Genomic DNA, 11,825 nt, shown 5'->3' on the forward strand with positions numbered 1-11,825 from the left:
TCAGGTCACGGATGCGCGGTCTGATCCGAGGTGGACTCGCGGACCTTCAGCATGTCGACCTTGTCCAACTCGCCGGTCTCGGCCGACTCTGCGGTCTCGGCCGACTCTGCGGTCTCGTCCGACTCGGCGGACTCGTCCGACGGCGGGGTCGGCGAAATGCGTCGCGTGCATCGAGGATCGATGATGACGGCGCCGAGCAGCCTCGACTCCACCTGGCCGAGCATCCGACATGCCTCCACCGTTTCGGGGACGCGCGTAGCGCCTCGTTCGACGACGAGCACCACTGCGTCCGCTGCCGCGCACATCACCTGCGCCTCAGCCGCTTCCGTGATCGACGGAGCCTCGACGACGACAACGTCGGCAACACTGTGGGCCTGCTCGAGCAGGTTCCCGAACCGCTCACGGGTGAACAACGCGTAGGGATCACCGTGCCCCGTCCCGGTCGGCATTTCCGGCAGCGCGTCAGGTTCCGCCTGGTGGATGAACTCGGCGATCGCAGGTGGGGTGACCGCACTGAGGAAATTCGCGACGCCGGGAGGTTCATCGACGTTCGTTCCGCTCTCGGAACCGTGCAGATCCGCCCGCAGAATCAAGGATCGTTCGCCCTGGATCGCCCTGTGCTCGGCAATTGCCCGCGCAACCTGCGCGGCCCCCTTTGTAGACCGCGGCGAAGTCACCACAACCGTTGCAGGGCGGGGAAGATCGGCCAAGCCGACGATGTTTGCCAAGCGTCTGAATTGCTCCTCGCGACGCCGCTCCGCCCGGGGGTTCCCCCCGCGCGGTACCTCGACCAGGGTGTCCACGCCGACCTTCTCACGCATGTCGTCACCGGTCCTGAGGCGCTTCGACACCGCATCCAGTGCGAGAGCTGCAACGCACCCGAGTATCACGCCGCCGAAAAGCCCGAGCATCGCATTCCGCACCAGAGATGGTGTATCCTCTGCGACGCCTGCGGCGAGCTGCTGGTCCTGTAACTCGTTTGTCGTGTCCAACTCGAGCGCAGTGATTCGGTCCTGGAGCTGCGCCATTGCGACGGGGTCTGCTTCGGGGGACGAACGTTGCTCCTCGAGCTGTTGCCTGAGCTCTTCGAGGGTGCCGGCTCTGCCTGCGAACCTGACGGTGTTGACATCGTCGCGGAAGGCCCCGGCCATTGCGGCTGCCGAGGACGCCGCGACCTCGGGATCGTTCGCGGTGGCGTCGATGTAGAGGATCGGACTCGCAGCAGCCGTGCTGGCGGCGAAGGTCACATCGTCGGGAACGTCCGCGCGAGCCCGGATCCGCTCCTGGTAGGGCCCGTTGTTGAAGTAGTCGACGTACCCCACCACGAGGATTGCGTCCTGCTCGGGGGCCCGGCCCGGCGAGGAGACGATCAGCGCCGCCCTGCCCGTATAGCTGGTCCCGGCTTCCTTCGCCGCCGCGACCGCTCCGAGAACCGCGAGTGCAGCGACGAAGACGACCAACACGCGACGGCGCCAAATGCGCTTGATCTGAACGTTCAATGTGCTGGTCACGTGCCCCTCCGCCATTGGTGCGGAGAATCGCACGTCCCCGCTGTGATGTCGGCCGACTCGGCACACCAACGTCCAACCCACGGCGCCGACCCGAAAAGTCAACCAAGTGATTCCCGACCTGAAGATTAATTTACATCATCTATAAGGACGTGCGGTATGGTTTTGGTGGATTTTCCATAATTTACGTTTGATGCACGGAGCCGAGTAACATCGACGGCCAGAGGTGAGGTCGTTGGATCTTCCGAGAACAAGAGTTGCTGTCGTCGCGGCCGCGAGGTTCCACCTCCGGCCACTTCGCCGGATTCGCGTTGCACGCCGAGCCCCGGACCTACGTCTCGGCCCGGTAGCCGTCGCCGGGCACGAGGTGGCGCTCCGCTCCCCGCGGCTGTCCGATGCAGCCGCGTGGCGGGAAATTCGGCTGCGGGATCGGCGTCTGATCGAACCGTATTGGGTCAGTTCGACACTGAGCTGGTCAGAGCGCCACACCGAGACGATCTGGGTGGACGAATGCCTCCAGTCACGGAAAGCCGCTCGTGCCGGACTGGCGCTGCCGCTGGTCGTCGAGATCGACGGTCACTTCGCGGGGCAATGCAATCTCGAACGCATCGACTTGCGCACCAAAACCGCAGAGGTCGGCATCTGGCTCGACGCACAGGTGACTGGAAAGGGCGTGTGCTCGGTCTTGGGCGTTCTACTCGCGAACTACGCCTTCGGCACGTTGGGACTACGCCGAGTCACGGCGCCCATCTGCGTGGACAATGCTGTGGCTGCGAAGCGGGCTGAGCGCGTGGGCATGAGACGCGAGGGCACAATGGCCAGCTTCCTCGACGTCGGCGGCCGCCGCAGAGATCACGACATGTGGGCGATCACGTCGGACATGTGGGCGCACACCTCGGGAACACGACAGCCACACCCCGACAAGATCTAGACTCGACGGCACCTGCCCGCTGCATTCGGCGAATGAGATTCAGCCGGAACACACACGGCGCGTTATCGTTCCGTAGCCCGGCGCGCCTGTTCCGACTCGACGAGCGCGAACACTCGCTCGAACGCCTGCTTGCTCGCAGACACCTGCGCGCGTGCCTGCGCACGCAGGTCGGATCGCAGACCCGGGGCCTCCCTCCACATGCGGTGAATCGCGCGCGTGAGCCGTTCGTCGAGCCCGTCCTCAGCGAGCTGAACCAACTCGACACCGCCGGGGAACATCCCGCTCAGGCCACCGAGTTTGTCGTCGTAATAGCGCGAAGTCGACAGGCCCACAACCGGAATTCCCTGGGCGAGAGCGAAAACCGCAACGTGGTATGCGCCGGTGACGAGTACACGACATCGCGCCACCTCGGACACCAGGTCCCGGGCACTGGCGAAGCGCCCCACCGTGGGTCTCACGATCGGGAACCCGTCGACCAACGGCATCGTCGAGTGACGATCTTCGGCCTCGTATTCAGAGACGATCAGCGGGACGAGACCAGCGTCGACCGTGCCGGCGAACCCCCTCAACACACGGCCGACGACATCCTGCGCCCTGTCCGTGACCGGGGAATATCCGGCCACGCGAAGGCAAACCCCGATGTCGGTCCCAATCGTGTCGGATTGCATGCCGTAGGCCAACTCCACCGCGTCGTCCCCGGTAACCACGACCCGCTCGGAAGGCACGCCGAGCGACCGCAGGAGAGCGGGACCTCGCTCCTGCTCTCGGACCGCGATGAGGTCGACCTTGGGCAAGACACGCATGGCATGAGCGAGTATGTGCTCTCCTGTGAGCGGTCCGATGCCCTGTCCGCACATCGCGGTCGGTATGTGCAGGTCAGCCGCACGCTCGAGCAGATCGAGGGTGCGGTGAGCCTGGTAGGGATCCACGTCGGTCATGTAGCCGCCGCCCATCGCGAGCACCAGTGAGGCATCGCGGACGGCCATCGGAATGCGCGGAATGCGCCCGGTTTCGTCCGGCACGGCGGTCGGTGTGCGAAGGGAGTCCCGGACCTTGCGCGCATAGTGCCGTGGACGATCAGAGACAGCCCACCAGCCCGCCGAGACCGGGCCGACCAACCGGGGCCCGGCGTACGCTGGCACCTGCCACCACGGTCCGGATCGTGACCATCTGCTCCCACGTCGATAGGTCACCGGCTCGGCGGCGGGAGCGAACGCGCGCAGCAACGACGGTGCGTAGGTCAGAACGCCGAGCCGCGCACCCGGCCATCGCTCACTCAGGCGCCGGAYGGTGACGTCGAGGATGGCGAGGTCACCTCGATTGGTAAGCCAGTACTCCCCGTTCTCGATCAATACACGCACAGTCGAACTGTCGATGCCCGTCGAGTCGGCCTCATAGTTCGCCATTACTGTCCTTGAACGGTCCGGAGAGATATCGAGTACGGCTCCAGTCTCGCGCAGCAGCGCTGGGCCGACAACAGTCTCGTCAGATGCAGCCGGGGAACAGATTTCCGATCGACGCCACTTGCGAGTGCACCCCAGCGGGGAGAGACTCGTCTCGACAGTACCGCACACTTGTAGGCACTGCACCCTCCACACCCCGGAGTTCGGCTATGTCGATTGCACGCGACGACGGCTCAGCCCGCAGGTCGTTCACACGCTCCAACGAACTGCAGTCCCGGCTGAACAGATTGGTCCCGGGCGGCGCGCACACCTATGCGCGCGGACCCGACCAGTATCCGGACTTCATGGCGCCCGTCCTCGTTCGCGGTTCAGGCGCCCGCGTATGGGATGCGGACGGAAACAGTTTTGTCGAATACGGCATGGGTCTGAGATCGGTGACGTTGGGACACGGCTACCGTCCTGTGACGGACGCCGTGTGTGCGGCGATCGCCGATGGGACGAACTTCAGCCGGCCGACCGAACTCGAACTGCATGCCGCGGAAGATTTCCTTGAACTGGTTCCCGCCGCGGACATGGTGAAGTTCGCCAAGAACGGGTCGGACGTCACCACCGCCGCGGTCCGCCTTGCACGGGCGGTGACGGGTCGAGATGTGGTGGCCATCTGCAATCAACCCTTCTTCTCGGTCGACGACTGGTTCATCGGTACCACCGCGATGAACAGTGGCGTCCCCACCGATGTCGCCGCCAGATCCGCCGGTTTCGCGTACAACGACCTCGCTTCGCTCAGCGCACTTTTCGACTCGAATCACGGTCAGATCGCCTGTGTCATCCTCGAAGCCGCCACCGCAACGGCGGAGCCGGAACCTGGCTTCCTGCAGGGGGTCCGCACCCTCTGTGACCGACACGGCGCACTACTCATCTTCGATGAGATGATTACCGGATTCCGCTGGTCGGCCGGCGGTGCACAGTCGGTCTACTCGGTCGAACCCGACCTGTCGTGCTGGGGAAAGGCCATGGGCAACGGCTTTCCGATCTCGGCCCTCGCCGGTAAACGTGAGTACATGGACCTAGGGGGCCTGAATACGGACCGTGAGCGTGTGTTTCTCCTGTCGACCACGCACGGCCCCGAGTGCGCCGGGCTGGCGGCCTTCCGAGCGGTCGTTCACGTCTACGCCACCGAAGACCCCATATCGCACATGATGCAGTCGGGACAGCTCTTGGCCGATGGTGTCAACGCAGCCGCAGCAGAGATGGGTGTCGCAGACTACGTCCAAGTGATCGGCAGGCCATCCTGCCTCGTCTTCGTCACCCGAGACCCCGAACGTCAACCATCGCAGGAGTTCCGCACGCTCTTCCTACAGGAACTGCTGTCGGGCGGGGTGCTCGGTCAATCATTCGTCACATCCGCAGCACACACCCCGGCGGACATCGCCCACACCCTCGAGGCGACCCGACGTGCCCTGCAGATCTACAGCAAGGCAATCGAATCCGGCAGCGTGGYGGAATTCCTCCGCGGCCGGCCCGTCGCCCCCGCCCTCCGCCGGTATGCCGCACCCCGCAGAATCGGCCCATCGGACTAGTCGCCGGGTTCGCCTCGGAGGCGCCTCCCCGATGTCTACACTGAAGTGTGTAAGGCGGATCTCCGTCCTCGAGCGATCCTTCCTGGTCAGAGCTCTCGGGAGGTCTCGGCCGGAACCCTCACTTCAGTTTCACGGGAGGACTCGATCGATATGTCTCATCCACCGGGCGAGCCATCGAAGCACTGGCCACCGCCAGAAGACCGGGACAGAGTTCACTGGCACATCGAACGCGAACTGCGCGAGGAGCTGTTGGCCAGCACCCCCGACACGCGGGAGGCCGTCACTCGTGACGTATACAACCGCCTGTTCGAGGAGGTTCCATGGCATCGAGCGCATGTGACGGACGCGGCGTCCGAAGAAGCCTTCGAAGAGGGATGGTTCCAGCAGTACGGAGCGCTGACTCGGCCAACGGACACCTTGGTCGACGTAGGCTGCGGGACAGGGGCGCTGATTCGCCGGTTCGCGCCCGCTGTGCGCGACTGCATCGGCATCGATGCCTCGGACACGATGGTGAAACTGGCGGACCAGGAGCGACCGGCCAACGCACGCTTCATGGTCGGTAGCGTCCTCAACCCACCGCTCCCGCCGTCCTCCGCCGATTTCGTGGTAAGCCGTCAGGTCATGGAGCACCTGCACCCCGACGATGTTCCCGAGCATCTGGCCGCGGTACGGAAGATTCTGCGTCCGGGAGGACGCTTTCTCATCGAAACACCCAGTCGACTGACCGGTCCATGGGACATTTCGCGCGGCTTCACTCCGGTGGCCACGGGCTTTCACTTGAAGGAATACACCAACGGGGAGTTGGGCGCCATGCTGCGCGATGCGGGTTTCCGGCGCGTGCGCGGCCGCGCCGTGCCGAGTCGGATATTGACACACCTCGGCAGGATGAAGCGTCACGCGTATGTGCCGGTCGCAGTGAAGGCGATCATCGAGCGTCCGTTGCAGGCAGCCCCGCAGTCCCTTCGTGCCAGGCTCGCCGGCCCACTCGCGGTTCGTGAAGTCATGTTGATCGCCGAGCGCAGGTAGCTCAGACCGAAGGGATACGAGGCCCGCCGCGCCCTGATTTCACTTTCCCTGCGAGATAAGCGATTTGGGGTAGCAGACGTCCAGATCCGTCGCAATGTGATTCACAGGGCGGGACCGTCGGCTGTCGCCTACAGCGCCCCCTCCTCGGTGGCACACCGGAATCCCGCGTGGAAAACGACACCGGTGGGTTGCATTTGTTCCCGGTAGTAGCCCTCTTTGTAATAGACGGTGGACGTGCCGGGAATCAGTGTACGGACGAAATATGTGTCGGCACCGTTGGCGAACGTCTGCCGTACGCCGTTGAGCCACAGCTTGATCCATCCGGTCGCGTCCGACGCCGACCAGTTGATCTGCATCTTCACGTCATGCCAACTCCCCACGTCCAGTGGGGTGTCGAAGATGGACAGCGTTTCCAGATCGGCGCCGGGAAGCGACTGCTTGTTGACGACGAGCGACCAGTAACCGTTCCGCTGGCTCACATACCATCCGACCGGTGGGCTTCCGATACTCACGTCCTGGTGCCACTGGTTCGTCAGGCCCCAGCCCAGGCTGGCGTGGTTCTGTGGAAATGTGGAGTCGAATTTAGTGGCGAACTGATACCAGCGTGCCTGGCCCTCGAAGCCGCCGGTGTCGTTCCCGGCCGCCACCTCGGAACGCTCACCTTCCCCGAACGACGGGGCGTCGCCGCTGCGGACCTCGAAGCGAGCGGCCTGGCCATATGTCGCGTCCGGGACGATGCTCGCGGAATAGGTGGGGACGTAGCCCGTTCCGGGGCCGTTGTAGCTCTTGTTCTGCACCGAAGGCCATTGAGAGAAGTTGCCGCCGCTGTAGTCGCCCGTGAAGACCCGCCCCGCGGTCGGCGCGGCGCTTGCCGCTACCGTCACAGCAAGCGGTGTGACCGACATGGCAACGACGACGGCCGCAACGGCCACACGCGAAGCAAACACAGGACGCGAGCGGAACATGGTGGCTCCATCACTTTGGGTGAGCGCGGCCTCCCACAGCCTTCTGTCCGCCCCCAACATAGGCAAGAGAGCTATCCATCACTTTGATGATGAGCGTACTCAGCCTGACATCTGGAAGCTAGTGGCTCCGGTCAGCGCAGCAGGCGCCGCGAAGCGAACTGGCGGAAGTACACGAGCTTCGACGGCTCGACCAGACCGGGAAGGATGAAGTACCAGACCCGCTCCATGCGACGCGGGAGATCGTCGAAGGCGCCCGTCGCGCTCGCGACGACGTGAGCCCCGAGCAGCGACCCGAGCAAGAACGTGGACAGCGTCGTCGCGGAGACGTCGTCCTCCGCGAGAATGTCGCCCTCCTCGAGCGCGCGGGTGACGAGTCGTTCGAAACCCTGCTGCCACGACGCCACGACGTTGCCGTGCGTGCCCTGGTAGTCGCCGATCTCGTGCTGCAGCCGCAACATCGCCGCGACGATCGGATCGGCACTCGCGGCCTCGATCGCCACGTAGGACAGGGCGACGAGCGCCTCCAGTGCCGGCGTCGGCCCGTCACTCACGGACGTCATACCTGCCGTGAGGCGGATCTGTCCCTCGTCGATGACACCGCGAGCGAGGTCTTCCTTCGAACTGAAGTGGAAGTACAACGCACCTTTGGTCACACCCGACTGCTCGATGATCTCGTTGAGACCCGCATTCGCGTAGCCGAGCCGTAAGAACACGTCGGCCGCCGCCATGAGGACCGAAGCCCGAGTTACCTCTGCTCGAACCTGTCTCGCCATCGACTGCCTCCCGAACAACCCCCCCGACGGGGCGCGCAAACTCCAGCGAACCCTAGCACTTGACAGGCTCAGCCCTCCGGAAGTTGAACCGCGAGTCGGAAAACGAGAACACGTTCACTACGGCGTCGCGCGGGGCCGATCGGTGCCCAACTGTGGATCCGCCTCGAGATTGGTCAGCCCGTTCCAGCACAGGTTGACGAGGTGGGCGGCGACGACCTCCTTCGGCGGCGTCCGCTCGTCCAGCCACCACGTCGCGGTAGTGGACACCATTCCGACCAGCGCCTGCGCGTACAGCAGGGCGAGATCCGGATTGAAGCCTCGCCGCGCGAAGTCGCCTGCAAGGATGTGCCCGACCTGGCCGATCGCCTCGTTGAGCAGGCTCGAGTACGTTCCGTCCGGCGCCGCCACCGGCGAGTCGCGGACGAGGATGCGGAATCCGTCGGTGTGCTCCTCGACATAGGTGAGCAGCGCCAGCGCCACCCGCTCGACCCGGATCCGGGAACGGTTCTGCTTCAGCGACGACGTCACCATCTCCAGCAGCCGCGACATCTCCCGATCCACGACCACGGCGTAGAGGCCTTCCTTACCGCCGAAGTGTTCGTAGACGACAGGCTTGGAGACGTGGGCGCGCTGTGCGATCTCCTCGATCGACGTCGCCTCGTAGCCGCGCTCCGCGAACAGGGCTCGACCGATCTCGATCAACTGCTCCCGGCGTTGCGTGCCGGTCATCCGGGTGCGGACCGCCCTCTCGGGGGTCGCGTCCACGTCCGTGGGTCGGGGCACCGAGGCACCATCCTTTCCTGACACTCGCGACGACGAAGCGCCACGGGCAGCGCCGAAACACTGCAGGTAGCACCCACTCTATCGGGGCGTTCGGGACAAATTTCGGCAGCGGTTCGACGTCCGGCGGGTCGGCATGCGAGGATTCTCTCGCGCAAACGGGCGTGACACCCCGTGTGTGTGGCAATCCGCCGTAGTGTAATGGCAGCACCTCTGATTTTGGTTCAGATAGTTCAGGTTCGAGTCCTGGCGGCGGAGCAGAAGCCTGCGGAGATAATCCCTGCAGGTGGAGCTGTCGAGAACAGCAAGAGTGGAACGACCCAGAGGGAGCTTCATGCCAGTGCAGACCGCCGTGGTCGTCCTCGCCGCCGGCGCGGGAACTCGGATGCGGTCGAAGACCCCCAAGGTGTTGCACACCCTGGGCGGACGCACGATGCTGGCGCATTCCCTGCACGCCGCCGCGGAGGTCGATCCGACGCACCTCGTCACCGTCGTCGGTCATGACAAGGAACGCGTCGGAGTGGCCGTCGGCGCGCTCGAGACGGAACTGGGCCGCCCGATCGCGATCGCCGTACAGGAGGAGCAGAACGGCACCGGGCACGCCGTCGAATGCGGCCTGTCCGCCCTGCCCGCCGACTTCCACGGGACCGTGCTGGTCACCGCCGCGGACGTCCCCCTGCTCGACGGCCGCACCCTGCACGCTCTCGTCGACGAGCACCGCAGCGAACCCACCCCCGCGGCGGTCACGGTGCTGACGTTCACCGCCCCCGAGCCCCGGGGCTACGGTCGGATCGTCCGTCTGCCCCACGACGGTGAGATCGCCGAGATCGTGGAGGAGGCCGACGCCACCGAGGAGCAGGCGGCCATCACCGAGGTCAACGCCGGCGTGTACGCGTTCGACGCCGAGTTCCTGCGCTCCGCGCTCGGGCAGCTCAACGCGAACAACGCGCAGGGCGAGCTGTACCTGACCGACGTCGTCAAGATCGCCCGCGAGGCCGGCGCACCCGTCTTCGCCGCCCACCTGGCCGACTCCGCGAAGGTCGCAGGCGCCAACGACCGCGTCCAGCTGTCGAGGCTGGCCGCCGAACTCAACCGCCGGACCGTCGAGAACTGGATGCGGGCCGGGGTCACCGTCGTCGATCCGTCGACCACCTGGATCGACGTTGGCGTCACGATCGCCCGCGACGTCACGATCCATCCCGGTGTGCAGCTGCTCGGCACCACCTCCGTGGGTGAGGACGCCGTCATCGGTCCCGACACCACCCTCACCGACGTGTCGGTGGGCGAAGGCGCCAGCGTGGTGCGTACCCACGGCTCGGAATCGACGATCGGCGCGGGCGCCACCGTCGGCCCGTTCACCTACCTGCGTCCCGGCACCGTCCTCGGTGCGTCCGGCAAACTCGGCGCCTTCGTCGAGACGAAGAACGCCGACATCGGGGCACACACCAAAGTTCCTCACCTGACCTACGTGGGCGACGCCACGATCGGCGAGTACAGCAACATCGGTGCGTCGAGCGTGTTCGTCAATTACGACGGCGTCGCCAAGAGCCGTACGGTGGTGGGGTCACACGTCCGGACCGGATCGGACACCATGTTCGTCGCTCCGGTACAGGTCGGTGACGGTGCTTACACCGGCGCCGGCACGGTGCTGCGTTTCGACGTACCGCCGGGGGCACTCGCGGTCTCCGGAGGGAAGCAGCGCAATATTGACGGCTGGGTGCAACGAAATCGGCCCGGTACCGCCGCCGCCGAGGCGGCAGCCGCCGCGGGACCGCACCACAGTTCAGATCTGCACGAAACCGAGAAGCAAGATTTAAAGGATGGCATAGAGCAGTGACCGCGAATTGGATCGACAACCAGAAGAACCTCATGCTTTTTTCTGGTCGCGCGCATCCGGAGCTGGCCGAACAGGTCGCGAAGGAACTCGACGTGCGGGTCACCCCGCAGACTGCCCGTGACTTCGCGAACGGCGAGATCTTCGTCCGTTTCGAGGAGTCGGTCCGCGGCTCCGACGCCTTCGTGCTGCAGAGCCACCCGGCGCCGCTGAACACGTGGGTGATGGAACAGCTGATCATGATCGACGCGCTCAAGCGCGGATCGGCCAAGCGCATCACCGCGATCCTGCCGTTCTACCCGTACGCCCGCCAGGACAAGAAGCACCGCGGCCGTGAGCCCATCTCGGCTCGCCTGATCGCCGACCTCCTCAAGACCGCCGGCGCCGACCGCATCATCACGGTCGACCTCCACACCGACCAGATCCAGGGCTTCTTCGACGGCCCCGTCGACCACATGCACGCGCAGGGTCAGCTCGCCGAGTACATCCGCGGCAACTACGGCACCGACAACATCGCCGTCGTCTCCCCCGACTCCGGTCGCGTCCGGGTCGCCGAGAAGTGGGCCGACACCCTCGGCGGCGCGCCGCTGGCGTTCATCCACAAGACGCGCGACCCGCTGGTGCCGAACCAGGTGAAGTCCAACCGCGTCGTCGGTGACGTCGAAGGCCGCACCTGCATCCTGATCGACGACATGATCGACACCGGTGGAACCATCGCCGGCGCCGTGAAGATCCTCAAGGAAGCCGGCGCGGGCGACGTGATCATCGCCGCCACCCACGGCGTCCTGTCCGACCCGGCGGCCGAGCGCCTCGCCGCATGTGGTGCGCGGGAAGTCATCGTCACCAACACGCTCCCGATCGACGAGTCGAAGAAGTTCCCGACCCTCACGGTGCTGTCCATCGCGCCGCTGCTGGCTCGCACCATCAAGGAAGTTTTCGAGAACGGCTCCGTCACGTCGCTGTTCAACGGCAACGCTTAGGCGCTTCGCGCCTGTGAGTGGTTGACGAGTCCAGGGACTCGGAAA

General features: G+C 65.3%; 10 protein-coding genes and 1 tRNA gene. 6 read left to right on the forward strand and 5 right to left on the reverse strand.

Going from position 1 to position 11,825, the window contains the following annotated elements; genetic code table 11:
* Window positions 1-5: 5 nt before the first annotated feature.
* Window positions 6-1,511 carry a hypothetical protein gene (locus tag AC1DWT_RS33880; RefSeq protein WP_477924027.1) on the reverse strand — a complete coding sequence of 502 codons (1,506 nt, stop codon included), beginning with the start codon at window positions 1,509-1,511 and terminating at the stop codon, window positions 6-8.
* Between the two features lie 232 nt (window positions 1,512-1,743).
* Between AC1DWT_RS33880 and AC1DWT_RS33885 the strand changes: the two genes are divergently transcribed.
* On the forward strand, window positions 1,744-2,439 hold the full coding sequence (locus AC1DWT_RS33885) for a GNAT family N-acetyltransferase (protein ID WP_378677900.1): 696 nt from the start codon (window positions 1,744-1,746) through the stop codon (window positions 2,437-2,439).
* 62 nt (window positions 2,440-2,501) lie between these two features.
* Here the strand turns inward: AC1DWT_RS33885 and AC1DWT_RS33890 are convergent, their stop codons facing one another.
* A complete protein-coding gene (locus tag AC1DWT_RS33890; RefSeq protein WP_477924030.1) occupies window positions 2,502-3,845 on the reverse strand; it encodes a polysaccharide pyruvyl transferase family protein in 1,344 nt (447 codons plus the stop codon).
* 206 nt (window positions 3,846-4,051) lie between these two features.
* Between AC1DWT_RS33890 and AC1DWT_RS33895 the strand changes: the two genes are divergently transcribed.
* On the forward strand, window positions 4,052-5,422 hold the full coding sequence (locus AC1DWT_RS33895) for a glutamate-1-semialdehyde 2,1-aminomutase (RefSeq protein ID WP_477924032.1): 1,371 nt from the start codon (window positions 4,052-4,054) through the stop codon (window positions 5,420-5,422).
* Between the two features lie 249 nt (window positions 5,423-5,671).
* On the forward strand, window positions 5,672-6,448 hold the full coding sequence (locus AC1DWT_RS33900; protein ID WP_477924033.1) for a class I SAM-dependent methyltransferase: 777 nt from the start codon (window positions 5,672-5,674) through the stop codon (window positions 6,446-6,448).
* Window positions 6,449-6,576: 128 nt separating this feature from the next.
* Here AC1DWT_RS33900 and AC1DWT_RS33905 read toward each other — a convergent pair whose 3' ends face one another.
* The 3 genes from AC1DWT_RS33905 to AC1DWT_RS33915 form a co-directional block, all read right to left on the reverse strand.
* Window positions 6,577-7,413: a polysaccharide lyase family 20 protein gene (locus AC1DWT_RS33905; RefSeq protein ID WP_241031523.1), complete on the reverse strand. Its 837-nt coding sequence runs from the start codon at window positions 7,411-7,413 to the stop codon at window positions 6,577-6,579.
* Window positions 7,414-7,544: 131 nt separating this feature from the next.
* Complete coding sequence (locus AC1DWT_RS33910) at window positions 7,545-8,186, reverse strand: ScbR family autoregulator-binding transcription factor (protein WP_072940999.1); 642 nt, start codon at window positions 8,184-8,186, stop codon at window positions 7,545-7,547.
* A gap of 117 nt (window positions 8,187-8,303) precedes the next feature.
* Window positions 8,304-8,915, reverse strand: coding sequence for a TetR/AcrR family transcriptional regulator (locus AC1DWT_RS33915; RefSeq protein ID WP_241031699.1), 612 nt, complete (start codon window positions 8,913-8,915; stop codon window positions 8,304-8,306).
* A 238-nt stretch (window positions 8,916-9,153) separates the two neighbouring features.
* On the opposite strand from AC1DWT_RS33915, the gene AC1DWT_RS33920 reads away from it, so the two are divergent.
* The 3 genes from AC1DWT_RS33920 (at window position 9,154) to AC1DWT_RS33930 (ending at window position 11,780) form a co-directional block, all read left to right on the forward strand.
* A tRNA-Gln gene (locus tag AC1DWT_RS33920) sits at window positions 9,154-9,224 on the forward strand.
* Between the two features lie 76 nt (window positions 9,225-9,300).
* The gene (glmU, locus tag AC1DWT_RS33925) at window positions 9,301-10,803 is read left to right on the forward strand and encodes a bifunctional UDP-N-acetylglucosamine diphosphorylase/glucosamine-1-phosphate N-acetyltransferase GlmU (RefSeq protein WP_072941003.1); all 1,503 of its coding nucleotides are present in this window, start codon (window positions 9,301-9,303) and stop codon (window positions 10,801-10,803) included.
* Window positions 10,800-11,780: a ribose-phosphate diphosphokinase gene (locus AC1DWT_RS33930; protein WP_072941005.1), complete on the forward strand. Its 981-nt coding sequence runs from the start codon at window positions 10,800-10,802 to the stop codon at window positions 11,778-11,780. Before glmU ends, AC1DWT_RS33930 begins: the two co-directional genes overlap by 4 nt.
* Window positions 11,781-11,825 lie beyond the last annotated feature (45 nt).

It is taken from the genome of Rhodococcus sp. P4_B6 (genome assembly GCF_056402215.1).